22 protein-coding genes are annotated in these 23,835 nt (G+C 62.6%); 15 read left to right on the forward strand and 7 right to left on the reverse strand.

Going from position 1 to position 23,835, the window contains the following annotated elements:
* Positions 1 to 69 precede the first annotated feature (69 nt).
* Positions 70 to 1,011, forward strand: a complete 942-nt coding sequence (locus tag HU806_RS19305; protein ID WP_186613379.1) for an AEC family transporter — start codon at positions 70 to 72, stop codon at positions 1,009 to 1,011.
* 15 nt (positions 1,012 to 1,026) lie between these two features.
* Here the strand turns inward: HU806_RS19305 and HU806_RS19310 are convergent, their stop codons facing one another.
* The 6 genes from HU806_RS19310 to gatC all read right to left on the reverse strand — a co-directional run bounded on the left by HU806_RS19310 (position 1,027) and on the right by gatC (position 6,288).
* The gene (locus HU806_RS19310) at positions 1,027 to 1,407 is read right to left on the reverse strand and encodes a carboxymuconolactone decarboxylase family protein (RefSeq protein ID WP_003177973.1); all 381 of its coding nucleotides are present in this window, start codon (positions 1,405 to 1,407) and stop codon (positions 1,027 to 1,029) included.
* Positions 1,404 to 2,465 (reverse strand): calcium/sodium antiporter, encoded by a 1,062-nt coding sequence (locus HU806_RS19315; protein ID WP_186613466.1) that lies wholly within the window; start codon positions 2,463 to 2,465, stop codon positions 1,404 to 1,406. The genes HU806_RS19310 and HU806_RS19315 overlap by 4 nt, the downstream gene beginning before the upstream one ends.
* 49 nt (positions 2,466 to 2,514) lie before the next feature.
* A complete protein-coding gene (locus HU806_RS19320) occupies positions 2,515 to 2,892 on the reverse strand; it encodes a septal ring lytic transglycosylase RlpA family protein (protein WP_186613381.1) in 378 nt (125 codons plus the stop codon).
* A gap of 184 nt (positions 2,893 to 3,076) precedes the next feature.
* Complete coding sequence (gene gatB / locus HU806_RS19325) at positions 3,077 to 4,522, reverse strand: Asp-tRNA(Asn)/Glu-tRNA(Gln) amidotransferase subunit GatB (protein ID WP_186613383.1); 1,446 nt, start codon at positions 4,520 to 4,522, stop codon at positions 3,077 to 3,079.
* Between the two features lie 10 nt (positions 4,523 to 4,532).
* Positions 4,533 to 5,984 carry an Asp-tRNA(Asn)/Glu-tRNA(Gln) amidotransferase subunit GatA gene (gene gatA, locus HU806_RS19330; protein WP_186613385.1) on the reverse strand — a complete coding sequence of 484 codons (1,452 nt, stop codon included), beginning with the start codon at positions 5,982 to 5,984 and terminating at the stop codon, positions 4,533 to 4,535.
* 16 nt (positions 5,985 to 6,000) lie between these two features.
* Positions 6,001 to 6,288, reverse strand: coding sequence for an Asp-tRNA(Asn)/Glu-tRNA(Gln) amidotransferase subunit GatC (gene gatC, locus HU806_RS19335; protein ID WP_186613387.1), 288 nt, complete (start codon positions 6,286 to 6,288; stop codon positions 6,001 to 6,003).
* 214 nt (positions 6,289 to 6,502) lie between these two features.
* Between gatC and mreB the strand changes: the two genes are divergently transcribed.
* The 8 genes from mreB (at position 6,503) to tldD (ending at position 17,651) form a co-directional block, all read left to right on the forward strand.
* Positions 6,503 to 7,540 (forward strand): rod shape-determining protein MreB, encoded by a 1,038-nt coding sequence (gene mreB / locus HU806_RS19340; RefSeq protein WP_002555108.1) that lies wholly within the window; start codon positions 6,503 to 6,505, stop codon positions 7,538 to 7,540.
* A 141-nt stretch (positions 7,541 to 7,681) separates the two neighbouring features.
* Positions 7,682 to 8,791, forward strand: coding sequence for a rod shape-determining protein MreC (gene mreC / locus HU806_RS19345; protein ID WP_186613468.1), 1,110 nt, complete (start codon positions 7,682 to 7,684; stop codon positions 8,789 to 8,791).
* Positions 8,788 to 9,276: a rod shape-determining protein MreD gene (gene mreD, locus HU806_RS19350; RefSeq protein WP_186613389.1), complete on the forward strand. Its 489-nt coding sequence runs from the start codon at positions 8,788 to 8,790 to the stop codon at positions 9,274 to 9,276. Before mreC ends, mreD begins: the two co-directional genes overlap by 4 nt.
* A gap of 43 nt (positions 9,277 to 9,319) precedes the next feature.
* Positions 9,320 to 9,916, forward strand: coding sequence for a Maf family protein (locus tag HU806_RS19355; protein WP_186613391.1), 597 nt, complete (start codon positions 9,320 to 9,322; stop codon positions 9,914 to 9,916).
* A 55-nt stretch (positions 9,917 to 9,971) separates the two neighbouring features.
* On the forward strand, positions 9,972 to 11,429 hold the full coding sequence (gene rng / locus HU806_RS19360) for a ribonuclease G (protein ID WP_186613392.1): 1,458 nt from the start codon (positions 9,972 to 9,974) through the stop codon (positions 11,427 to 11,429).
* Between the two features lie 58 nt (positions 11,430 to 11,487).
* On the forward strand, positions 11,488 to 15,291 hold the full coding sequence (locus tag HU806_RS19365; RefSeq protein WP_186613394.1) for a YhdP family protein: 3,804 nt from the start codon (positions 11,488 to 11,490) through the stop codon (positions 15,289 to 15,291).
* A 48-nt stretch (positions 15,292 to 15,339) separates the two neighbouring features.
* A complete protein-coding gene (locus HU806_RS19370) occupies positions 15,340 to 16,203 on the forward strand; it encodes a carbon-nitrogen hydrolase family protein (protein ID WP_186613396.1) in 864 nt (287 codons plus the stop codon).
* 5 nt (positions 16,204 to 16,208) lie between these two features.
* Positions 16,209 to 17,651: a metalloprotease TldD gene (gene tldD / locus HU806_RS19375; protein ID WP_003197828.1), complete on the forward strand. Its 1,443-nt coding sequence runs from the start codon at positions 16,209 to 16,211 to the stop codon at positions 17,649 to 17,651.
* A gap of 156 nt (positions 17,652 to 17,807) precedes the next feature.
* Here tldD and yjgA read toward each other — a convergent pair whose 3' ends face one another.
* Positions 17,808 to 18,332: a ribosome biogenesis factor YjgA gene (gene yjgA / locus HU806_RS19380; protein WP_186613398.1), complete on the reverse strand. Its 525-nt coding sequence runs from the start codon at positions 18,330 to 18,332 to the stop codon at positions 17,808 to 17,810.
* A 108-nt stretch (positions 18,333 to 18,440) separates the two neighbouring features.
* Here yjgA and pmbA point away from each other — a divergent pair, with 108 nt between their 5' ends.
* From pmbA to HU806_RS19410, 6 genes are all read left to right on the forward strand, one after another.
* Positions 18,441 to 19,787: a metalloprotease PmbA gene (gene pmbA, locus HU806_RS19385; RefSeq protein ID WP_186613400.1), complete on the forward strand. Its 1,347-nt coding sequence runs from the start codon at positions 18,441 to 18,443 to the stop codon at positions 19,785 to 19,787.
* Positions 19,788 to 20,061: 274 nt separating this feature from the next.
* Positions 20,062 to 20,457: a FagA protein gene (locus HU806_RS19390; RefSeq protein ID WP_186613402.1), complete on the forward strand. Its 396-nt coding sequence runs from the start codon at positions 20,062 to 20,064 to the stop codon at positions 20,455 to 20,457.
* Positions 20,450 to 21,826: a class II fumarate hydratase gene (locus tag HU806_RS19395; RefSeq protein ID WP_186613404.1), complete on the forward strand. Its 1,377-nt coding sequence runs from the start codon at positions 20,450 to 20,452 to the stop codon at positions 21,824 to 21,826. The genes HU806_RS19390 and HU806_RS19395 overlap by 8 nt, the downstream gene beginning before the upstream one ends.
* Positions 21,827 to 21,853: 27 nt before the next feature.
* The gene (locus HU806_RS19400) at positions 21,854 to 22,294 is read left to right on the forward strand and encodes a DUF2753 family protein (protein ID WP_186613406.1); all 441 of its coding nucleotides are present in this window, start codon (positions 21,854 to 21,856) and stop codon (positions 22,292 to 22,294) included.
* A 2-nt stretch (positions 22,295 to 22,296) separates the two neighbouring features.
* Positions 22,297 to 22,908, forward strand: a complete 612-nt coding sequence (locus HU806_RS19405) for a superoxide dismutase (protein ID WP_186613408.1) — start codon at positions 22,297 to 22,299, stop codon at positions 22,906 to 22,908.
* Positions 22,909 to 22,938: 30 nt separating this feature from the next.
* Positions 22,939 to 23,829, forward strand: coding sequence for a ZIP family metal transporter (locus HU806_RS19410; RefSeq protein WP_186613410.1), 891 nt, complete (start codon positions 22,939 to 22,941; stop codon positions 23,827 to 23,829).
* Positions 23,830 to 23,835 lie beyond the last annotated feature (6 nt).

The following is a 23,835-nucleotide window of genomic DNA, read 5'->3' on the forward strand; positions in this document are numbered from 1 at the left end:
CGTGGGAACGATCAGTGGGAAAGTGGCTTATCATTAGCCACCTAACGACACCCTTTCAAGGTCCCCGGCATGCTGGCAATTTTCCTCGAAACCCTGAACATCACCGCGCCGGTGTTTGCCATGCTGTTCCTGGGGACGTTGCTCAAGCGCATCTACTGGATCAACGACAACTTCATCCACATCGCCTCGTCCCTGGTGTTCAACGTCACCATGCCGGCGTTGTTGTTCCTCGGCATCTTGCACGCCGACCTGCACGCAGCGCTGCAACCCGACCTGCTGATCTATTTCTCGATTGCTACCCTGGTGAGTTTCGCCATGGCGTGGGGCTGGGCGATCTGGCGTTGCCCGAGGGAAGATCGCGGCATCTACACCCAAGGTGCGTTTCGCGGCAACAACGGGGTCATCGGCCTGGCGCTGGCGGCGAGCATGTACGGTGACTACGGAATTTCCCTGGGCGCGATCCTCGCAGCGTTGGTGATCCTGTTCTACAACACGCTGTCGACCATTGTGCTGGCGGTCTACAGCCCGGTGATCAAGTCCGACCCGTGGAGCATCTGCAAAAGTGTGATCAGCAACCCGTTGATCATCAGCGTGATCGTCGCCGCGCCTTTCGCCTATTGGCAGATCGGTCTGCCAAACTGGTTCGAGACGTCGACCAAGTACCTGGCGCAAATGACCTTGCCGCTGGCGCTGATCTGCATCGGTGGCACGTTGTCGCTGGCGGCCTTGCGCAAGAGCGGCAAGATGGCCCTGAGTTCGAGCCTGGTGAAAATGGTCGGCCTGCCGCTGGTGACGACCTTGGGCGCCTGGCTCTGGGGCTTTCGTGGGGCGGAACTGGGAATTCTGTTCCTCTACTTCGGCAGCCCCACCGCCGCCGCCAGCTTCGTCATGGCCCGGGCGGCGAATGGCAACCATGAACTGGCGGCCGCGATCATTGTCATCACCACGCTGATGGCGGCGATTACCACCAACCTGGGGATTTTTGTGTTGCAGTGGGGTGGGTGGATCTAGCCTTCAATCGCCCGGTCACTCAGGCTTCTGATAACTATCGATCACTTCCTGCGCCGCCCGGAACGCATCGATCGCCGCCGGCACGCCCGCGTACACCGCGCAGTGCAGCAGCGCTTCGCGAATCTCCTCCACCGTGCAGCCATTGTTCAGCGCGCCACGCACGTGGCCTTTGAGTTCCTGCGGGCATTTGAGCGCGGTGAGGGCGGCGAGGGTAATCAGGCTGCGGGTTTTCAGCGGCAGGCCTTCGCGGCTCCAGACGCTGCCCCAGGCATGCTCGTTGACGAAGTCCTGCAGCGGCTGGGTGAATTCGGTGGCGTTGCCCAGGGCACGGTCGACGAAGGCGTCGCCCATGACTTGGCGACGCATGTCGAGGCCGGTCTTTGGCGTGTCGGTCATGGTAAATCCCTCTTGTGATGTTGGCGGCGCCAGGCGCGCGAGGACGTGAACAGCAGGAACGCGAACAGGGCGGGCAGTACGTAGAACAGCATCAGCCGTTCCAGTTGGCCGGCCAATGGCATGCCGGTGGTGAACGACACCACGTGCAGTCCGTAGGCGAGGTACAGCCCCAGGAACAGCAGGCCCTCGGCGCGGGTGACGCGATAGCCGGAATAGAACACCGGCAGGCACAACACCGCCACGCCGAGCATCACCGGCAAGTCGAAGTCCAGGGCATTGGGCGAGACCGAGAGCGGCGACGGGGCGGCGAGGGCGGTCACGCCCAGCACGCCGAGCAGGTTGAACAGGTTGCTGCCGATCACGTTGCCTACCGCGATGTCCCGCTGGCCGCGCAGGGCGGCGATCAGCGAGGTGGCGAGTTCCGGCAGCGAAGTGCTGACGGCGACAATGGTCAGGCCGATGATGCGCTCCGACAGTCCCAGGTCGCTCGCCATTTCCACCGCGGCGCCCAATAGCAGGTTCCCGGCGAAAACCAGCATCGTCAGACCCGACACGATCATCATCAAACTCTTGAGCCATGACATGCGGGCCACGTCCACGCCCACCGGATGCGGTCGCCCCGAATGCCGGGACTGGCGCAGCAGCAGGCCCAGGTACACCGCCAGGGCCATCAGCAGCAGTGCGCCGTCCAAGCGGTTCAGCTCTTCGTTCCAGGCCAGCACGTACACCAGCAGGCTGGCGCCGATCATCAGTGGAATATCCAGCCGCACCAACTGACGCGAGACGCGCAGCGGGATGATCAATGCCGACAGGCCGAGAGTTACCAGGATGTTGAAGATACCGCTGCCGATCACGCTGCCCACGGCGATGTCGGCGTTCTGGGCGAGGGTTGCCTGCAGGCTGACAGCCATCTGCGGCGCGCTGCTGCCGAAGGCGACGACGGTCAGGCCGATGATCAGCGGCCGCACCTGCAAGCGGGCCGCCAGGCCGACGGCGGCGCGTACGAGCAGCTCGGCGCCGGCGATCAGCAACAGCAGTGCGCCAAACAATTCGATCAGGCTGAGCAGCGGTAAAGCAGTGATCAGGGAAATGGCCGGGCTCCGTCTGTCAATCGTCGAGGGCTTGCACGCGCACCCGCGCGGTGCCGCTGCGCAGCATGCCCAATTGTTCGGCGGCGGCGCGTGAAACGTCGATCAAGCGACCGCGGGTATACGGCCCGCGATCGTTGATGCGCACCACGACGCTGTCGTTGTTTTTCAGGTTGGTGACTTTCACCCGCGTGCCGAACGGCAACTGGCGATGGGCGGCGGTCAGGCCGTGCTGGTCGAAACGCTCGCCGCTGGCGGTGCGCTTGCCATGGTGCCTGGCACCGTAATAAGAGGCGACGCCGGTCTGGTCGTAGCCGTGTGGATCAACCGTCCCGCTCTGGCTGGCGCAACCGGCCAGCAGGGACAGCAGGGCGCAGGCGCCAAAGAGACGCTTCATGTAAGGGATTCCACATCAGTGTGGTGGTGAGAATAATCGTGGCGAGGGAGCTTGCTCCCGCTGGGCTGCGCAGCAGCCCCCTGAATCTGGCAGCAGATTGTTGGGGCCCGCTTCGCGACCCAGCGGGAGCAAGCTCCCTCGCCACAGGGGTATGAGCCAGACCGCAAGACTGGCTCCATGGCCATCAGCCTTCGAGCTTGCTTTTGAGCAGTTCGTTGACTTGTTGCGGGTTGGCCTTGCCCTTGGAGGCTTTCATGGCCTGGCCGACGAAGAAGCCGAACATCTTGCCGCGCTTGGCTTCGTCTGCCGCGCGGTACTGTTCGACTTGCTCGGCGTTGGCCGCGAGCATTTCATCGAGCACGGCGGAAATCGCGCCGGTGTCGGTGACCTGCTTCAAGCCGCGCTTCTCGATGATCTCGTCGGCGCTGCCTTCACCATTGGCCATGGCTTCGAACACCATCTTGGCGATCTTGCCGGAGATGGTGTTGTCCTTGATCCGCAGCAGCATGCCGCCCAATTGCTCGGCGGAGACCGGCGACTCGTCGATTTCCAGGCCCTGCTTGTTCAACAGGCTGCCCAACTCGACCATCACCCAGTTGGCCGCCAGCTTGGCGTCGCCGCCGATGCTCACGACTTTCTCGAAGTAATCGGCCTGTTCGCGGCTGGTGGCCAGGACGTTGGCGTCATAGCTCGACAGCCCGAACTGTGCCTGGAAACGCTCGCGTTTCTGCGGCGGCAGTTCCGGCAGGGTGGCGCGTACGTCATTGAGGAACGAGTCCTCGATGACCACCGGCAGCAGGTCCGGGTCGGGGAAGTAACGGTAGTCGTTGGCTTCCTCCTTGCTGCGCATCGGACGGGTCTCGTCCTTGTTCGGGTCGTACAGGCGGGTCTGCTGGATGACCTTGCCACCGTCCTCGATCAGTTCGATCTGGCGCTGGATCTCGGTGTTGATCGCTTTCTCGATGAAACGGAACGAGTTGACGTTCTTGATCTCGCAGCGGGTGCCGAACTCGACCTGGCCCTTGGGCCGGATCGACACGTTGCAGTCGCAGCGCAGCGAGCCTTCGGCCATGTTGCCGTCGCAGATGCCCAAGTAGCGCACCAGTGCATGGATCGCCTTGACGTAGGCCACGGCTTCCTTGGCGCTGCGCATGTCCGGCTCGGAGACGATTTCCAGCAACGGCGTGCCGGCACGGTTCAGGTCGATGCCGGTGGCGCCGTTGAATTCTTCGTGCAGGCTCTTGCCGGCGTCTTCTTCCAGGTGCGCCCGGGTGATGCCGACGCGCTTGACCGTGCCGTCTTCCAGGGCGATGTCCAGGTGGCCCTTGCCGACGATCGGCAGTTCCATCTGGCTGATCTGGTAGCCCTTGGGCAGGTCCGGGTAGAAGTAGTTCTTGCGGGCGAACACGTTGTGCTGGCCGATCTCGGCATCAATCGCCAGGCCGAACATCACCGCCATGCGCACCGCTTCGGCGTTGAGCACCGGCAGTACGCCGGGCATGCCCAGGTCGACGAGGCTGGCCTGGGTGTTGGGCTCGGAACCGAATGTGGTCGAGCTACCGGAAAAGATTTTCGATCGGGTGGTGAGCTGGGTATGAATCTCCAGCCCGATCACGACTTCCCATTGCATGTGTTTCTCCTCAGAAGCCGGTGGGGGTGCGGGTGTGCCAATCAGTGTTCAGCTGGTACTGATGAGCGACATTGAGCAGGCGGCCTTCCTGGAAATACGGCGCGAGCAACTGCACGCCCACCGGCAGGCCGTCGACGAAGCCGGCCGGCATGGACAGGCCCGGCAAGCCGGCGAGGTTGGCGGTGATGGTGTAGACGTCTTCCAGGTACTCGGCTATCGGATCGCTGTTCTTGGCACCGAGCTTCCAGGCCGGGTTCGGGGTGGTCGGGCCGAGGATGATGTCGACCTCGTTGAAGGCGGCCATGAAGTCGTTCTTCACCAGGCGACGGATTTTCTGCGCCTTGAGGTAGTAGGCATCGTAGTAGCCGGCGGACAGCGCATAGGCGCCGACCATGATCCGGCGCTGCACTTCGGCGCCGAAGCCTTCGCCACGGGACCGTTTGTACAGGTCAATCAGGTTTTCCGGGTTCTCGCAGCGATGGCCGAAGCGTACGCCGTCGAAGCGTGACAGGTTCGAGGACGCTTCCGCCGGGGCGATCACGTAGTACGCGGGAATCGCGTGCTGCATGTTCGGCAGGCTGATTTCCTTGATGACCGCGCCGAGCTTCTCCAGGTCTTTGACACTGTTATGAACCAGCTCGGCGATGCGTGGGTCGAGGCCGGCGCCGAAGTATTCCTTCGGCACGCCGATGCGCAGGCCTTGCAGCGAACCATTGAGGCTGGCGCTGTAGTCCGGCACCGGCTCATCGATGCTGGTGGAGTCGTTCGGGTCGAAGCCGGCCATGCCTTGCAGCAGGATCGCGCAGTCTTGCGCGGTGCGCGCCAGCGGGCCGCCCTGGTCGAGGCTGGAGGCGTAGGCGATCATGCCCCAGCGCGAGACGCGACCGTAGGTCGGCTTGAGGCCGGTGAGGTTGGTGAACGCCGCCGGCTGGCGGATCGAGCCGCCGGTGTCGGTGGCGGTGGCAGCGGGCAACAGGCGCGCGGCCACGGCGGCGGCGGAACCGCCGGACGAACCGCCTGGGACATGTTCCAGGTTCCACGGGTTTTTCACCGCGCCGTAGTAGCTCGACTCGTTGGCAGAACCCATGGCGAATTCGTCCATGTTGGTCTTGCCCAGGGTCACGGTGCCGGCGGCGGCCAACTTGGCGACGACGGTGGCGTCGTACGGTGCCTTGAAGTTGTCGAGCATCTTCGAACCGCAACTGGTGCGGATGCCCTGGGTGCAGAACAGGTCTTTGTGGGCAATCGGCGCACCGAGCAGGGCGCCGCTCTCGCCGTTGGCGCGGCGGGCGTCGGCGGCCTTGGCCTGGCTCAGGGCCAGTTCTTCGGTGAGGCTGATGAAGCTGTTGAGCTGCGGGTCGAGCTGGGCGATGCGCGCCAGCAGGGTCTTGGTCAGCTCTTCGGAAGAAAACTTTTTATCGGCGAGTCCGCGGGCGATCTCGGCCAGGGTCATGTGATGCATGAGAGGCTCTTTCCCTTTAGTCGATGACTTTCGGAACCAAGTACAGGCCGTTTTCGACCGCAGGTGCGATGGACTGGTAGGCCTCGCGATTATTCGACTCGGTGACGACGTCGGCGCGCAGGCGCTGGCTGGCTTCCAGTGGGTGGGCCAGCGGCTCGATACCGTCGGTATCGACCGCTTGCATCTCGTCGACCAGCCCTAGAATGCTGTTCAGGGCAGCAGTAATGTGTGGAAGATCGGCTTCATTGAGGCCCAAGCAGGCCAGATGAGCGATTTTTTCCACGTCGGAGCGTTCAAGCGCCATGGGATTCTCCAGTGGAAAACAAAACGGACGCAGTCTGTCCGTGTGTTAGATTGTCGGAACACTACCGCATTTCTACGGGTCCATACCCGCGATTGTGGGGTTTGGTGCACAGAAAAGCGGCCAATTTAACATATTGGCGCCTTGCCCAAAATCCCTGTCGTTGTTAGAGTTTGCCGCACTTTTTTACCCACGCGTTGCCTAGGGTCCCTTTCCCATGTTCAAGAAACTGCGTGGCATGTTTTCCAGCGATCTTTCCATCGACCTGGGCACTGCCAACACCCTTATTTACGTGCGCGAGCGCGGTATCGTCCTGAATGAACCCTCGGTCGTGGCCATCCGCACCCACGGTAACCAGAAGAGTGTCGTGGCTGTCGGTACGGAAGCCAAGCGCATGCTGGGCCGTACGCCGGGCAACATTGCAGCCATTCGCCCTATGAAAGACGGCGTGATCGCCGACTTCAGCGTCTGCGAAAAGATGCTGCAGTACTTCATCAACAAGGTTCACGAAAACAGTTTCCTGCAGCCCAGCCCTCGTGTGCTGATCTGCGTGCCGTGCAAATCCACCCAGGTGGAGCGTCGCGCCATCCGTGAATCGGCCCTCGGTGCCGGTGCCCGCGAAGTGTTCCTGATCGAAGAGCCAATGGCCGCTGCCATCGGTGCCGGCCTGCCGGTGGAAGAGGCGCGCGGTTCGATGGTTGTCGACATCGGTGGCGGTACCACTGAAATCGCCTTGATCTCCCTCAACGGTGTGGTCTACGCCGAGTCCGTGCGTGTGGGCGGCGACCGTTTCGACGAAGCGATCATCACCTACGTGCGCCGCAACTACGGCAGCCTGATCGGCGAATCCACCGCCGAGCGCATCAAGCAGGAAATCGGCACGGCCTACCCGGGCGGTGAAGTGCGTGAAGTCGACGTACGCGGTCGCAACCTGGCCGAAGGCGTTCCACGGGCGTTCACGCTCAACTCCAACGAAGTCCTCGAAGCGCTGCAAGAGTCGCTGGCGACCATCGTCCAGGCCGTCAAGAGCGCCCTGGAGCAGTCGCCGCCGGAGTTGGCCTCGGACATCGCCGAGCGCGGCCTGGTGCTGACCGGTGGTGGCGCGCTGTTGCGTGACCTCGACAAGCTGCTGGCCCAGGAAACCGGCCTGCCGGTGATCGTTGCCGAAGACCCGTTGACCTGCGTTGCCCGCGGCGGTGGCCGTGCGCTGGAAATGATGGACAAGCACACCATGGACCTGCTCTCCAGCGAATAAGTCTGGCTGAGTGGTCTATGTTGTTTGCGCCCGGGTAGCACTTTGCAGTGCTGCCCGTTGGCGTTTATCTTCTGTCATTCGTATCCAGGCCGGTTTGATACCGTATGAATAAAGAAAACATTTGCCTGGGAGGAGCGGCCTATTAAACCGCTTTTCGCCAAAGGCCCCTCATTGGGCGTGCGCCTGCTGGTGCTGACCGTGCTGTCGGTCGCGTTGATGGTGGTCGATGCCCGCTTCACGCTGCTCAAGCCTGTACGCAGCCAGATGTCGCTGGTGTTGATGGAATCCTATTGGATCACCGACCTGCCGCAGCGCTTGTGGCAAGGTGTCGCCAGCCAGTTTGGCAGCCGGACCGAACTGGTCGCCGAAAACGAAAAACTCAAGACCGAAAACCTGCTGTTGCAGGGACGCATGCAGAAGCTGGCGGCCCTCACCGAGCAGAACGTGCGGCTGCGTGAGTTGCTCAATTCTTCGGCGCTGGTCAACGAGAAGGTCGAAGTGGCCGAGTTGATCGGCATGGATCCCAACCCCTTCACCCATCGCATCATCATCAACAAGGGTGAGCGCGACGGCGTGGTCCTCGGCCAGCCGGTGCTCGACGCCCGTGGCCTGATGGGCCAGGTGGTGGAGTTGATGCCCTATACGTCCCGTGTCCTGCTGCTGACCGATACCACCCACAGTATTCCCGTGCAGGTCAATCGCAACGGCTTGCGGGCGATTGCCAGCGGTACCGGCAACCCGGAACGCCTGGAGCTGCGCCACGTGGCGGACACCGCCGACATCAAGGAAGGCGACTTGCTGGTCAGTTCCGGCCTCGGCCAGCGGTTCCCGGCCGGTTATCCGGTGGCGACGGTCAAGGAAGTCATCCATGACTCCGGCCAGCCGTTCGCGATCGTGCGGGCAGTGCCGACGGCCGCGTTGAACCGCAGTCGCTATCTGCTGCTGGTTTTCAGCGACAATCGCACGCCTGAAGAGCGCGCCAACGATGCGGCGGTGGCCCAGGAAGTCCAAGACCGGCAGGGTGGCGAGTCGACCGCTCCGGCCGCGCCAGCACCTGTTCCTGTTCCGGCCACGGTGTCCAAGCCTCAAGCGGCGACGCCCGCTGCCACGCCCCCGGCCACGACGCCCTCGGCCGCGCCCGCCGCGACCCCCGCCCGTCCAGCCGCCCATCAGCCGGCGACCCAGCCTGCAAGACCTGCAGCCAAACCGCCGGCCTCGACGCCCGCCACTAGGGGAGCACGAGAAGAATGAGCAGTACTCGATCCGGTAACGGCTGGATAGTCTGGCTGACTTTCGCCATCGGCCTGCTGCTCAGCATTTCGCCGCTGCCGCAGTTCATGGAGATCCTCCGGCCACTGTGGCTGGCCCTGTTGCTGGCCTTCTGGGCGTTGGCCTTGCCGCACAAGGTCGGCATGGTCACCGCCTGGTGCCTTGGCTTGGCCGAAGACGTGCTTTACGGCACGTTGCTGGGGCAGAACGCATTGATCCTGACGCTGATCACTTTCCTGGTGCTGTCGCTGCAACAACGCCTGCGGATGTTCCCGATGTGGCAACAGTGCCTGGTGATCCTGGTGATCTTTGGCCTGGCGCAGCTGGTACAGCTATGGCTCAGCGCGTTGACCGGCAATCGTCAGCCGACCCTGGCGCTGGTGCTGCCGGCCTTGGTCAGTGCCTTGCTCTGGCCGTGGATAAGCTTCGGTTTGCGTGGCTTGCGCCTGCGTTTCAAAATCAACTGATTCGGTCAGGCATTGGCCCGCACCTTGGAAGGGAGATGTCTTGATGAAACCGCTTTACCTCGCCTCAGGTTCGCCGCGTCGGCGTGAGCTGCTTACGCAGATCGGCGTGCCTTTCACCGCCATCAGCGCGGACATCGACGAAACTCCCCTCGATCAGGAAACCCCATCGGCCTATGTCGAACGCCTGGCGCGTGGCAAGGCCGAGGCCGGGCGACACGCCTTGGCGTCTGGCGTCGAGGGCTGCGTGCTCGGGGCCGACACCGCAGTGGTGCTGCAGGGACGGATTCTCGGTAAGCCAGTGGATCAGGCTGACGCCCTGTCGATGCTCCTGAGCCTGTCCGGTCGCGACCATGAAGTGCTGACCGCCATTGCCGTTGTGGACGGCCAGCACTGCGAAACCCGGGTGGTTCGCAGCCGGGTGCGCTTTCGCCCCATCACCGAACAGGAAGCGCTCGCCTATTGGGCCAGCGGCGAACCCCGGGACAAGGCGGGCGGCTATGGTATCCAGGGCCTGGGCGCGGTGTTCGTCGCCGGGCTGGAAGGTAGTTATTCAGCCGTGGTCGGCCTGCCACTGTGCGAAACCTTCGAGCTGCTCGGCCATTTCGGCATACCCTGTTGGCAAACCTTGAGCGCGCGCTGAGCGCCGTCTGACTGATGCGGCCATAATCGTGAATACGCCTGAACGAGACCCTGCCATGAGTGAAGAGATCCTGATCAACATCACGCCGATGGAATCGCGCGTGGCGGTGGTTGAAAACGGCGTCCTGCAAGAAGTCCATGTCGAGCGCACGCAAAAGCGTGGCATTGTCGGCAACATCTACAAGGGCAAGGTGGTACGGGTGTTGCCGGGCATGCAGGCGGCGTTCGTCGACATCGGCCTGGACCGCGCAGCGTTCATCCATGCATCGGAAATCTCCATGCGCGAAGGGCCGGCGGTGGAAAGCATCAGCGCGCTGGTGCATGAAGGCCAGAGCCTGGTGGTGCAGGTCACCAAGGATCCTATTGGCTCCAAGGGCGCGCGGCTGACCACGCAGTTGTCCATTCCGTCGCGTTACCTGGTGTACATGCCACGCACTGCCCACGTCGGCATTTCCCTGAAGATCGAAGACGAAGGCGAGCGCGAGCGTCTGAAGAAGGTCGTCAGCGACTGCGTGGAAAAAGAAGGGATCAAGGAGGCCGGTGGTTTCATCCTGCGCACCGCCGCCGAGGGCGCCGGCGCCGACGAGATCCTGATGGATATCCGCTACTTGCGAAGGCTGTGGGACCAGATCGCCGTGCAGATCAAGACCATCGCCACGCCCAGCGTGATCTACGAAGACCTTGGCCTGGCGCTACGGACCCTGCGGGACCTGGTCAGCCCCAAGATCGAGAAAATCCGCATCGATTCCCGGGAAACGTTCCAGAAGACCACCCAGTTCGTCGCCGAGCTGATGCCCGAAATCGCCGACCGCCTCGAGCATTACCCTGGCGAACGGCCGATTTTCGACCTGTACGGCGTAGAAGACGAAATCCAGCGCGCCCTTGAACGCAAGGTGCCGCTCAAGTCTGGCGGTTACCTGGTGGTCGACCCGGCCGAGGCGATGAGCACCATTGACGTCAATACCGGGGCGTTTGTCGGCCATCGCAACCTCGAAGAAACTATCTTCAAGACCAATCTAGAGGCGGCCACGGCCATCGCCCGGCAACTGCGCCTGCGCAACCTGGGCGGAATCATCATCATTGATTTCATCGACATGGAAGATGAAGAGCATCAGCGCCAAGTGCTGCGTACCCTGGAAAAACAACTCGAGCGCGATCACGCCAAGACCAACATCATCGGCATCACTGAGCTGGGCCTGGTGCAGATGACTCGCAAGCGCACCCGCGAAAGCCTTGAACAGGTGCTTTGCGAACCCTGCAGCAGTTGCCAGGGGCGAGGCAAGCTGAAGACTCCGGAAACGGTGTGTTACGAAATCTTCCGGGAAATTCTCCGCGAGGCACGCGCCTACCAGGCGACGGGCTATAGAGTGTTGGCTAACCAGAAAGTGGTGGACCGCCTGCTCGATGAAGAGTCCGGCAACGTCGCGGAATTGGAAGCCTTTATCGGCCGCACGATTCGCTTCCAGGTGGAAACCATGTATTCCCAGGAACAATACGACGTGGTGTTGCTCTGAAGTCGCATGGATGGCAAGGCCGCGCAATTGAATGCCTTTGCCAGGGGGGACTGCTGACATGGAGCGTCTGACACGCCTTTTGGCGACGCTGACACGCTGGGGGCTGGGCCTGTGCGCGCTGCTGCTGGTGGTGCTCGCGTTATACGTCAGCCTCGGCCGGGAGCTGGTCCCGCTGGTGGCCGAATACCGCAGCGAAGTCGAGACTCGGGCCAGCGAAGCGTTGGGCATACCCGTGCATGTCGGTAGCCTTGAAGGCACTTGGAGTGCCCTGGCGCCGATACTGGCCGCGCGCGACGTGGTGGTTGGGGAGGGGCCGAATGCCTTGCACCTCGATCAGGTCAGGGCCGTGCCAAACCTCTGGGACAGCCTGCTGACGCGCCAGGTGCGCATCGCTCATCTGGAAATCAGTGGCCTGAAGATCAGCCTCAAGGAAGGCGCCGACGGCAAATGGGCGCTGGAAGGCCTGCCGGTGCGGGACGACCAGCCATTCGATCCACAGCAATTGCTGGATCGGATGCAGATGGTTTCGAAGCTGTCGGTGCTCGACAGCCAGGTCACTTTGCAGCCGGTGGATCATCCTCCGTTGAGCCTGACCTACGTCGGCCTGAGCTTGCGCACCGGCAGCGCCCGCCAGCGCCTGGACGCGCGCCTGACGTTGCCGGACGGCCAGCCCGTGGCGATCAATCTGCGTACCCGCATTCGCGCCAGCGACTGGAAGAATGGCGAGGCGGATGCCTACTTGAGCCTGCCGCAAAGCGACTGGTCCAAATGGCTGCCGAAGCGCCTGACCCGGCAATGGAATTTTTCCGAGATCAAGGCCGGTGGCGAGTTCTGGCTCAGTTGGGGCCAGGGCACGGTGCAAAGCGCGGCCATGCGCTTGAATGCGCCGCAGCTGCAGGGCGCCTATGCCGACCGCAAACCGGTGCGGATCCACAACCTGGCGCTCAACGCATATTTCCAGCGCAGCAGCCAGGGACTCACCGCGACCTTCGACACGCTGGCAATGAACCTGGGCGAGACCCGTTGGGAATCGCGTCTCCATTTGCAGCAGAGTGACGTCACCGACAAGGCACAGGAACGCTGGCATTTGCAGGCCGATCGCCTCGACCTGACACCGCTCACGCCGCTGCTCAATGCCCTGGCGCCGTTGCCCGAAGGCCTTGCCACGACAATCGACCGGCTCAAGGTAACCGGTGGCCTGCGCAACGTCCTGGTGGACTTTCGACCACAAAACACCGGTGACCAGAAAATCAGCTTTGCGACCAACCTGGACACCGTGGGCTTTGATGCCTATCGCGGTGCCCCAGCGGCGCGCAACGTGTCGGGCAGCCTCAGCGGCGACCTCGGCGGTGGCGAGCTGCGCATGGACAGCAAGGATTTCTCCCTGCACCTGGACCCGATCTTTGCCAAGCCTTGGCAATATCAGCAGGCCAACGCCCGGCTGACCTGGAAGCTCGACAAGCAGACGTTCACCCTGATCGCGCCGTATCTGAAGGTGCTGGGCGAGGAAGGCCGAATTGCTGGCGATTTCCTGATCCGCCTGCATCTGGACCACAGCCAGGAAGACTACATGGACCTGCGGGTCGGCCTGGTGGACGGTGACGGGCGCTACACCGCCAAGTACCTGCCGGCCGTCCTCAGCCCGGCGCTGGACGAATGGTTGCGCACGGCCATCGTCAAGGGTGCGGTGGACGAGGGTTTTTTCCAGTACCAAGGCTCGCTGAATAAAAGTGCCGGGGACGCGGACCGCAGCATCAGCCTGTTTTTCAAGGTGCATGACGCCGAGCTGGCGTTCCAGCCGGGCTGGCCTTCGGTCAGCAAGGTCAGCGGTGATGTGTTCGTCGAAGACAGCGGCGTACGCATCTTCGCCAGCGGAGGGCAACTGCTGAACACGCAGGTCAAGGACATCGCGGTGAACATCCCTCACGTACCCAGCGGGCAGAGTTCTCACCTGCTGTTGGACGGCGGTTTCGCCGGCGGGTTGGGTGATGGGCTGAAAATCCTCCAGACCGCGCCGATCGGCACCGCCGAGACGTTTGCTGGCTGGGAAGGCGAGGGCGACCTGCAAGGCAACGTGAAGCTCGATATCCCGCTGGTCAAGGGCGAGGAACCGAAGATCCTGGTGGACTTTTCCACCGACAAGGCCCGGCTCAAGCTCAGCGAACCAGCGCTGGAATTGACCCAGCTCAAAGGCGATTTCCGTTTCGACAGCAGCAAGGGGCTGAGTGGCAAGAACATCGCGGCCCGGGCGTTCGACCGCCCCGTGACCGCGCAGATTTTCGCCGAGGGCCGTGCCGGTGCGCTCAACACCCGGGTCGCCGCGTCCGGGCAGGTAGAAATCAAGAAACTCACCCATTGGTTGAATGTCACCCAGCCGTTGCCGGTATCCGGTGTCGTGCCCTACCAGTTGCAAGTGATCCTGGACGGTGCCGACAGCCAGTTGTCGGTCAGTTCCAGCCTCAAGGGCGTGGCCGTAGACCTGCCGGCACCTTTCGGCATGGCAGCGGATGTTGGTCGCGACACAGTGTTTCGCATGACTTTGCAAGGACCGGAGCGGCGGTATTGGGTCAATTACGGCGACTTGGCCAGTTTTACTTATGCGGCACCGAGTGGGAAATTCGCTGACGGTCGCGGCGAATTGTTGTTGGGCATGGGCGATGCGATCCTGCCTGGCGCCAAGGGGCTGCGATTGCGCGGCACACTGTCTGAACTGGACGTGAGTCCTTGGCAGGAACTGGTTGGCAAATACGCCGGTCAGGATCCGGGCGGTAGCGCCCGGCAAGTCCTCAGCAGCGCCGACCTGAAAGTCGGCAAGCTTACTGCCATGGGCACGACGCTGGACCAGGCGTCGGTGCAACTGGACCGCAAGCCGGACGCTTGGGCCATGCGGCTGGATAGCCAGCAGGCCAAGGGCAGCGTCAATTTGCCAGATGCGAAAGCCGCTCCGATCGGCATCAAGCTGGACTATGTTCGCCTGCCGGCCGCGGACCCAACGGTTCAGACCGACGAAAACGCCCCGGACCCGCTTGCGTCGGTTGATCCCAGCCAAATTCCGGCCATGGATATCGCTATCGACCAACTGTTCCAAGGGCCGGACCTGATCGGCGCCTGGTCGTTGAAAGTGCGTCCCACAGGCAAGGGAATCGCGCTGAATGATCTGGATATGGGTCTCAAGGGCATGGTCTTGAATGGCAATGGCTCCTGGGAAGGACCGCCCGGTTCCACCAGCAGTTGGTACAAGGGCCGTATCAAAGGCAAGAATCTGGCCGATGTGCTGAAAGGGTGGGGATACGCGCCGAGCGTGACCAGTCAGGAGTTCCGCCTGGATGTCGATGGCCGCTGGCCCGGCTCGCCCGCGTGGGCCGCCACTAAACGCTTTTCCGGCAGCCTCGATGCGTCGCTCAACAAGGGGCAATTCGTTGAGGTTGAGGGCAGTGCCCAGGCTTTGCGGGTGTTCGGCCTGCTGAATTTCAACTCGATTGGCCGGCGCTTGCGCCTGGATTTTTCCGATCTGTTTGGCAAGGGCTTGAGCTACGACCGGGTCAAGGGGGTGCTGGTGGCGAGCAACGGTGTCTACGTGACGCGCGAGCCCATCACCCTGACGGGCCCTTCGAGCAATCTTGAGCTCAACGGAACGCTGGATATGGTCGCCGACCGGGTCGACGCCAAGCTGCTGGTGACCTTGCCCGTGACCAACAACCTGCCGATTGCCGCGCTGATTGTTGGCGCACCGGCAGTGGGCGGGGCGTTGTTTCTGATCGACAAACTGATCGGCGACCGCGTGGCGCGTTTTGCCAGCGTAAGATATGACGTCAAGGGGCCGTGGAAAGAGCCGAAGATCACCTTCGACAAACCGTTCTGATCGATCGATGCCCTACCACACCGGACAAGCGAAATAGCGGGAGGAGTCATGCCAGTCGCCGTGATTCAAATGGTCAGCCAAAGTGATGTACTCGCTAACCTGGCCCGTGCCCGCGTGTTGCTGGAGCAGGCTGCCGCCGGTGGCGCAAGGCTCGCGGTGCTGCCTGAAAACTTCGCCGCCATGGGGCGGCGGGACGTCGCCGACATCGCGCGTGCCGAAGCCTTTGGTCAGGGACCGATCCTGCCCTGGTTGAAACAGGTCGCCCGCGACCTCAGGTTATGGATCGTGGCCGGGACGTTGCCGTTGCCGCCGGTAGACCAGCCTGAGGCCAAGGCCCACGCGTGCTCTTTGTTGGTGGATGACCAAGGCCAGGTCGTGGCGCGCTATGACAAGCTGCACCTGTTTGATGTGGACGTGGCGGACAATCGCGGGCGCTACCGCGAATCCGATGACTACGCTTACGGCGGCAACGTGGTGGTCGCCGATACACCGGTGGGCCGGGTTGGCTTGACGGTTTGCTACGACCTGCGTTTCCCGGAGCTCTACAGCGAGTTGCGGGCGGCCGGGGCCGAATTGATCACCGCGCCTTCGGCCTTTACCGCGGTGACCGGCGCCGCCCATTGGGACGTGCTGATTCGCGCCCGAGCCATAGAGACCCAGTGCTACATGCTGGCGGCCGCCCAAGGCGGGATGCATCCGGGGCCACGGGAAACCTTTGGCCATGCCGCGATTGTCGACCCGTGGGGCCGCGTGCTGGCACAACAGGATCAGGGTGAGGCCGTGCTGTTGGCCGAGCGCGACAGCAATGAACAAGCGTCCATCCGGGCGCGCATGCCGGTGGCGAGCCATCGGCGCTTTTTTTCGCAGGGCGCCCGACGGCGGCCTGTCCAAGACGACGAATTCAAGGCGTAAAACTTATGAGCGGGTTGTTGTCCTCAGTCAGTGAACATCTTCTAGCCCCCGGTGGCGTGACCCTCGAAAGCTTGCAGGGCGTGCTGGGCGACCTGGCCGGCCCGGGCATCGATGCGGCCGACCTGTATTTCCAGGGGCAGATTTCCGAGTCGTGGTCGCTGGAAGACGGCATCGTCAAGGAAGGCAGTTTCAACCTCGACCAAGGCGTGGGCGTGCGTGCCCAGTCCGGCGAAAAAACCGGGTTTGCCTACAGCAATGCCATCACCCTCGAAGCCCTCGGCGCTGCGGCCCGTGCTGCCCGTTCGATCTCCCGCGCCGGACAGAACGGCACGGTCCAGGCGTTCAGCAGCCAGGACGTGGCCCAACTGTATGCGCCGGATAATCCCTTGGAAGTCATGAGTCGCGCCGAAAAAGTCGAATTGCTCAAGCGCATCGACGTCGCCACCCGCGCGCTCGACCCGCGTATCCAGCAGGTATCGGTGAGCATGGCCGGGGTCTGGGAACGGATCCTGGTAGCGTCCACTGATGGCGGCCTGGCCGCCGACGTACGGCCGCTGGTGCGTTTCAACGTCAGCGTGATCGTCGAGCAGAACGGCCGCCGTGAGCGCGGCGGCCACGGCGGTGGCGGACGTACCGACTACCGTTATTTCCTCAGCGAAGACCGCGCCATGGGCTACGCCCGCGAAGCGCTGCGCCAGGCCCTGGTCAACCTGGAGGCCATCCCGGCCCCGGCTGGCACCTTGCCGGTGGTGCTCGGGTCGGGCTGGTCGGGCGTGCTGTTGCACGAAGCCGTCGGCCACGGCCTCGAAGGCGATTTCAACCGCAAGGGCAGCTCGGCCTACAGCGGACGCATGGGCGAAATGGTCGCCTCGAAACTTTGCACCATCGTCGACGATGGCACCCTCGCCGGACGTCGTGGCTCCCTGAGCGTCGACGACGAAGGTACGCCGACCGAGTGCACCACGTTGATCGAAAACGGCGTGCTCAAGGGCTACATGCAAGACAAGCTCAACGCTCGCCTGATGGGCGTGGCCCGCACTGGCAACGGTCGCCGCGAATCCTACGCGCACCTGCCGATGCCGCGCATGACCAATACTTACATGTTGGGCGGCCAGAGCGATCCGGCCGAAATCATCGCGTCGGTGAAGAAGGGCATTTACTGCGCCAATCTCGGCGGTGGCCAAGTGGACATCACCAGTGGCAAGTTCGTGTTTTCCACCAGCGAGGCCTACCTGATCGAAGACGGCAAGATCACCGCACCGGTCAAGGGCGCGACCCTGATCGGCAACGGGCCGGAGGCGATGAGCAAGGTGTCGATGGTCGGCAACGACCTGGCGCTGGACAGCGGTGTGGGGACGTGTGGCAAGGATGGGCAATCGGTGCCGGTGGGCGTCGGCCAGCCGACCCTCAAGATCGATGCGATTACCGTGGGTGGCACGGGCGCATGAAAACATCCAGGGGTTTGCGTGAGTCATTGTGGCGAGGGAGCTTGCTCCCGCTCGGTTGCGTAGCAACCGCATTGGGGCTACTGCGTAGCCCAGCGGGAGCAAGCTCCCTCGCCACGATAACTGCCGCCCCTGGCAGGGGCGGCAAGCTGTCTGCGATCAACGCAGGCCGCGTTGAGTCTCGTCCAGCTCACGGATGTATTTGAAGATTTTGCGGCTCGAGGCCGGCGGCTTGTTCTGCGCCAATTCGTGCTGGGCCTGACGGATCAGGGAGCGCAATTGTTGGCGGTCAGCCTCTGGATAGTCGATGACGAATTTTTCCAACACGCCGTCGTCGCCCGCGATCAAGCGATCGCGCCAGCGTTCCAGGCCGTGAAAGCGTTCGTTGTACTGCCGGGTGGAGGCATCGAGTTGATCGAGCAGAACCAGGATGGCGTCAGTGTCCTGATCGCGCATCAGTTTGCCGATGAATTGCAGGTGCCGTTTACGCGCGATATTCGCGGTGTGCTTGGGCGCATCGGCCAGGGCCCGGCGCAAGGCGTCGGTCAGTGGCAGTTTGGCCAGCAAGTCAGGCTTGAGTGTTGTCAGGCGCTCGCCGAGGTCAACCAGAGCATGCAGCTCGCGTTTGACCTGGGATTTGCTTTTTTCACCCTCGTAGAGGGAGTCGTCGTAAGAATCAACCATGGTGGCAGTCCGCAAAGAAACGCCGCCATGATAACCAGTCGGGGGCCGCTTGTCCGGCCCGGTCGCTCGATGGCGACCACCGAAAACAGAATTTGAGTGGAGAACACCATGAGTGCAGTCCAGAGCGTCGGCCCGCAAGCATTGCCGGCACTGCAAGAACAAGTCGAGCAGATCATCGCCGAGGCCAAGCGACAGGGCGCGAGCGCGTGCGAAGTGGCGGTATCCCTGGAGCAGGGGCTGTCGACGTCGGTGCGCCAGCGTGAGGTGGAGACCGTTGAGTTCAATCGCGACCAGGGTTTCGGCATTACCCTGTATGTGGGGCAGCGCAAGGGGTCGGCCAGCACCTCGGCCAGCGGTCCGGAGGCCATTCGCGAAACCGTCGCCGCTGCGCTGGCAATTGCCAGGCATACCTCTGAAGACGAAGCCTCGGGCCTGGCCGATGCCGCGCTGATGTGCAAGGAACTGAAAGATTTTGACCTGTTCCACGCCTGGGACATCACGCCGGAGCAGGCCATTGAACAGGCGCTGCGTTGCGAAGCGGCAGCATTCGATGCCGACAGTCGGATCAAGAATGCCGATGGCACGACGCTCAATACCCACCAAGGCTGCCGGGTCTACGGCAACAGCCACGGTTTTATCGGCGGTTATGCATCGACCCGGCACAGCCTCAGCTGCGTGATGATCGCCGAAGCCGACGGCCAGATGCAGCGTGACTACTGGTATGACGTGAGCCGCCAGGGAACCTTGCTGGCGGACCCGGTGAGCATCGGCCAGAAAGCCGCGCAACGTGCAGCCAGTCGCCTGGGCGCGCGGCCCGTACCAACTTGTGAAGTGCCGGTGCTGTTCTCTGCCGAACTGGCCGGTGGGCTGTTCGGCAGTTTCCTGTCGGCGGTATCCGGCGGCAACTTGTACCGTAAATCGTCGTTCCTCGAAGGCTCGCTGGGCCAGAAACTGTTTCCGCAATGGATGACCATCGACGAGCGCCCGCACCTGATGCAAGCCATGGGCAGCTCGGCGTTCGACGGTGACGGCCTGGCCACCTACGCCAAGCCGTTCGTGGAAAACGGCGAGCTGGTCTCCTATATCCTCGGCACCTACTCGGGTCGCAAGCTCGGCATGCCGAGTACCGCCAATGCCGGAGGCGTGCACAACCTGTTCGTGACCCACGGCGAAGAAGACCAGGCGGCCTTGCTGCGACGCATGGGCCGCGGCCTGCTGGTGACTGAACTGATGGGCCATGGCCTGAACATGGTCACCGGCGATTACTCCCGTGGCGCGGCGGGGTTCTGGGTCGAGAATGGCGAGATCCAGTTCCCGGTCCAGGAAGTGACCATCGCGGGCAATATGCGCGACATGTTCAAGCAGATCGTTGCCGTGGGGAATGACCTGGAGTTGCGCAGCAACATCCGCACCGGATCGGTGCTGATCGAGCGGATGATGGTGGCGGGTAGCTAACGCTCATCGGTAAAAAAAGGCGCGTCATCCGTAGTGGTGACGCGCCTTTTTTGTGCCCACAGAAACCCGCGGCAGAGAGCTTTTGTGGCGAGGGAGCTTGCTCCCGCTGGGCCGGGCTGGCGCTCCAGCGCGCAGCGGCCCCAGGATTTTGCGGTCGCTGCGCAACCGGGCGGGAGCAAGCTCCCTCGCCACGATGAATTTGTATCGTGTTGCGGTTGTGTTGCTTCTTATTATCATCTAATAATGAATCTCATTCGCCGAGTGAGCCCCGGTCATGAGTTCCGCCCTGCACGAACAGCCCTACCTTGAAAGCTGGCGCTGGATGAGCCGCCAGATCCGTTGCGCGATGAGCCCGGACGAGCCGCGGCTGATCGATCATTACCTGGCCGAAGGGCGCTATCTGGCGTGTTGCACGGCCACTTCCTCGTGGATGATTTCTGAAACCGCCTTCCGGCTATTGCTCGACACCGCCTCGGATGTCGCACTGCCCTGGCATTGGCGCAACCTCTGTCTCGATCAAGCCTGGCGCCCTTTGCGCGACCTGGAGCGGCAGTCGCTTTGTCGCTGTCGCCTCCAGCGCTGGCAGAGTCATGCCTGGGCACTGGCGACGTGCGCGCTGGCGCCGTCGATTTCCCTTATTGAACTGGAGCAAGGATTTCCCGATGAGTAATACCCGTATCGAACATGACAGCATGGGCGAGCTCCAAGTCCCGGCGGCTGCGCTCTACGGCGCACAGACCCAGCGCGCCGTGGACAATTTCCCCATCAGTGGCCAACGCATGCCGGCGCAATTCATTCGCGCCCTGATCCTGGCGAAAGCTGCCGCCGCCCGGGCTAATGTGGAGTTGGAGCAAATCAGTGCGGCCCAGGGCAAGGCCATCGTCGATGCGGCCCAAGGCCTGCTCGAAGGTGATTTCATGACGCATTTTCCGGTAGATATTTTCCAGACCGGGTCCGGCACCAGCTCCAACATGAACGCCAACGAAGTGATTGCCACCCTGGCCAGCCGTCTGCTGGGGGAGACGGTCAATCCGAATGACCATGTGAACTGCGGCCAGAGCAGCAACGACATCATTCCCACCAGTATTCACGTCAGTGCCTCCCTGGCATTGCACGAGCAGTTGCTGCCGGCGTTGGAGCATCTGGTGCAGGTGATCGAGCGCAAGGCCCGGCAGGTCCATCCGTTCATCAAGACCGGCCGCACCCACCTCATGGACGCGATGCCGGTGCGCCTGAGCCAAGTGCTCGACGGTTGGGCGCAGCAGCTCAAGGCCAATGTCGGCCATCTGCGAGATTTGCAGCCGAGCCTGCAATCGCTGGCCCAAGGTGGTACGGCGGTCGGTACCGGGGTCAATGCCCACCCGCGCTTTGCCGAGCTGTTCAGCCAGCAACTGACGCAACTGACCCAAGTGCAATTCACTCCGGGCGAGAACCTGTTCGGGTTGATCGGTTCCCAAGACACCGCCGTGGCGGTTTCCGGACAATTGAAGACTACGGCGGTGTCGTTGATGAAAATCGCCAATGACCTGCGCTGGATGAACTCCGGGCCGCTGGCAGGCTTGGGGGAAATCGAACTCGAGGGCTTGCAGCCGGGCTCCTCGATCATGCCTGGCAAGGTCAATCCGGTCATCCCCGAAGCCACCGCAATGGTCGCGGCCCAGGTGATCGGCAACGACACGGTGATCACCCTCGCCGGCCAATCAGGCAATTTCGAACTCAATGTGATGCTGCCGATCATTGCCCAGAATCTGCTAAGCAGCATGGCCCTGATGTCCACTGCCAGCCGCTTGCTGGCGGACAAGGCTATCGCCACGTTCAAGGTCAACGAAGCCAGGCTCAAGGAGGCGCTGTCGCGCAATCCGATCCTGGTCACGGCACTGAACCCGATCATCGGTTACCAGAAGGCCGCTGAAATCGCCAAGCAGGCGTATCAGCAAGGTCGTCCGGTCATCGATGTCGCGCTGGAACACACCGATCTGACTCGCAGCGAACTGGAAGTCCTGCTGGACCCGGAGAAGCTCACCGCCGGCGGCGTGTAACCCCGACACCTGTGTGGAGAACTCACCATGGAACACTGGAAACGTACGATCGGACGGGCCAATCGCTGTTTCATGCTGGGCGAGCTGGTAGACGCTCGCGAAGCCTACCTGCAAGCCCTGGCGCTGGCCCAAGTGTTGTTCGAGCGCTGGGCGGACGCCGACGAAGCCGTGGCCGCCTGCGTCGTCTCCCACCACAACTTGGCGGATCTGCACCTGCGCTTGAACCAGCCGGAGGAGAGCGCCGAGTACCTATGCGCCATCCACCAGCGCCTGCTGCAGACCATGCAAGACGAACGCATGGCGCCGGCGTTGCGTGAAGCGGCGATGCGCCAAAGCCACAAGACTTATGTCGAACTGCTGAATTTCATCAGCGAGCACGGCGAATACCCACGGACCCAGCGCCTGCTGCACTGCAATGCCGCCGCGCCTCGTCAGCGCAACGCCACTCTTCATCACGGAGTTCATTGAACATGGCTTTTACCTTGCCCGCTTTGCCTTACGCCTACGATGCCCTGGAACCGCACATCGATGCGCAAACCATGGAGATCCACTACACCAAGCACCACCAGACCTACATCAATAACCTCAACGCGGCGGTGGACGGCACCGAGTACGCCGATTGGCCTATCGAGAGACTGGTGGCCAGCGTTGAGCAGCTACCACAGGACCTGCGCGCCGCAGTGATCAATCAGGGCGGTGGCCATGCGAACCACTCGTTGTTCTGGGACGTGATGACGCCCCGCGGTGGCGGTCAGCCGAACGGGGCGCTCGCGAAGGCGATCGAGGCACAACTGGGCGGCATCGAGCGCTTCAAGGAGGCTTTTACCAAGGCTGCGCTGACCCGTTTCGGCAGCGGTTGGGCCTGGTTGAGCGTGACCCCGCAAAAGACCTTGGTGGTGGAAAGCAGTGGCAACCAGGACAGCCCATTGATGAGCGGGAATACGCCCATCCTTGGCCTGGATGTCTGGGAACATGCTTATTACCTGCTGTACCAGAACCGTCGTCCCGAATACATCAACGCCTTCTATAACGTGATCAATTGGCCGGAAGTCGCACGACGTTACGAGGCTGCGCTTGCTTGAGTCCTTCATGAAAACAATCCAAGGCTGACTATGGACACTGAAGCGCTGGCGGTAGGCGGCGGGCGGATGTTCCGCTACGCCTTGGGATCGCTGTTGGTGTTGGCCGGAATGGCATTATTGGCGGTCCAGGGATTGGCATGGCTGGACCTGGAACCCAAACTGCTGCGTGCATTGCAGGGCGGCGGGCTTTGCGCTCTGGGCACCGCGTTGGGCGCGGTGCCGGTGCTGATGATCCGGCGCATGCCCCAAGCTGTGAGCGATTCGCTGCTGGGTTTCGGCGCCGGGGTGATGCTCGCCGCCACAGCGTTTTCGTTGATCGTGCCCGGCATTGCCGCGGCCGAGCAACTGGGATTCACACCGTGGGCAGCCAGCGGTTTCATCAGTTTCGGCATTTTGCTCGGGGCGTTCGGGTTGTATCTGGTGGACCGCAAGGTATCTGCCAGCCCCGAAAAGCTGTTGGTAACGCCGGGCCATCCGATCATTGCGCCGCGGATCTGGCTGTTCGTATTCGCAATCATCGCCCATAACATTCCCGAAGGCATGGCCGTCGGTGTCTCGGCGGGCGGCGGCATGCCGGATGCCGACAGCCTGGCGATGGGCATCGCCTTGCAGGACGTGCCGGAAGGGCTGGTCATCGCGCTGGTACTGGCAGCCGCCGGGATGTCCCGTGCCAGGGCATTTTTGATCGGCGCCGCGTCAGGGCTGGTCGAGCCAGTGTTCGCGCTGCTGTGCGCCTGGCTGGTGAGCCTGGCCGAGGCGCTGCTGCCCCTGGGATTAGCGTTGGCCGCAGGCGCGATGTTGCTGGTTGTAACCCATGAAGTCATCCCCGAATCGCGCCGTAATGGTCACGAGAAGCTGGCGAGCCTGGGGCTGCTGGTTGGGTTTTGTTTGATGATGGTGATGGACACGGCGTTGGCGTGACGCTCC

It is taken from the genome of Pseudomonas sp. SWRI154 (genome assembly GCF_014268645.1).
Classification (GTDB): domain Bacteria; phylum Pseudomonadota; class Gammaproteobacteria; order Pseudomonadales; family Pseudomonadaceae; genus Aquipseudomonas; species Aquipseudomonas marvdashtae.

Bases quoted from the DNA above. Each gene is read 5' to 3' on its own strand.
- HU806_RS19305 (WP_186613379.1), top strand. From the start codon at position 70: ATGCTGGCAATTTTCCTCGAAACCCTGAACATCACCGCGCCGGTGTTT.
- HU806_RS19310 (WP_003177973.1), bottom strand. From the start codon at position 1,407: ATGACCGACACGCCAAAGACCGGCCTCGACATGCGTCGCCAAGTCATG.
- HU806_RS19320 (WP_186613381.1), bottom strand. From the start codon at position 2,892: ATGAAGCGTCTCTTTGGCGCCTGCGCCCTGCTGTCCCTGCTGGCCGGT.
- gatB (WP_186613383.1), bottom strand. From the start codon at position 4,522: ATGCAATGGGAAGTCGTGATCGGGCTGGAGATTCATACCCAGCTCACC.
- gatA (WP_186613385.1), bottom strand. From the start codon at position 5,984: ATGCATCACATGACCCTGGCCGAGATCGCCCGCGGACTCGCCGATAAA.
- gatC (WP_186613387.1), bottom strand. From the start codon at position 6,288: ATGGCGCTTGAACGCTCCGACGTGGAAAAAATCGCTCATCTGGCCTGC.
- mreB (WP_002555108.1), top strand. From the start codon at position 6,503: ATGTTCAAGAAACTGCGTGGCATGTTTTCCAGCGATCTTTCCATCGAC.
- mreD (WP_186613389.1), top strand. From the start codon at position 8,788: ATGAGCAGTACTCGATCCGGTAACGGCTGGATAGTCTGGCTGACTTTC.
- HU806_RS19355 (WP_186613391.1), top strand. From the start codon at position 9,320: ATGAAACCGCTTTACCTCGCCTCAGGTTCGCCGCGTCGGCGTGAGCTG.
- rng (WP_186613392.1), top strand. From the start codon at position 9,972: ATGAGTGAAGAGATCCTGATCAACATCACGCCGATGGAATCGCGCGTG.
- HU806_RS19365 (WP_186613394.1), top strand. From the start codon at position 11,488: ATGGAGCGTCTGACACGCCTTTTGGCGACGCTGACACGCTGGGGGCTG.
- HU806_RS19370 (WP_186613396.1), top strand. From the start codon at position 15,340: ATGCCAGTCGCCGTGATTCAAATGGTCAGCCAAAGTGATGTACTCGCT.
- tldD (WP_003197828.1), top strand. From the start codon at position 16,209: ATGAGCGGGTTGTTGTCCTCAGTCAGTGAACATCTTCTAGCCCCCGGT.
- yjgA (WP_186613398.1), bottom strand. From the start codon at position 18,332: ATGGTTGATTCTTACGACGACTCCCTCTACGAGGGTGAAAAAAGCAAA.
- pmbA (WP_186613400.1), top strand. From the start codon at position 18,441: ATGAGTGCAGTCCAGAGCGTCGGCCCGCAAGCATTGCCGGCACTGCAA.
- HU806_RS19390 (WP_186613402.1), top strand. From the start codon at position 20,062: ATGAGTTCCGCCCTGCACGAACAGCCCTACCTTGAAAGCTGGCGCTGG.
- HU806_RS19395 (WP_186613404.1), top strand. From the start codon at position 20,450: ATGAGTAATACCCGTATCGAACATGACAGCATGGGCGAGCTCCAAGTC.
- HU806_RS19400 (WP_186613406.1), top strand. From the start codon at position 21,854: ATGGAACACTGGAAACGTACGATCGGACGGGCCAATCGCTGTTTCATG.
- HU806_RS19405 (WP_186613408.1), top strand. From the start codon at position 22,297: ATGGCTTTTACCTTGCCCGCTTTGCCTTACGCCTACGATGCCCTGGAA.
- HU806_RS19410 (WP_186613410.1), top strand. From the start codon at position 22,939: ATGGACACTGAAGCGCTGGCGGTAGGCGGCGGGCGGATGTTCCGCTAC.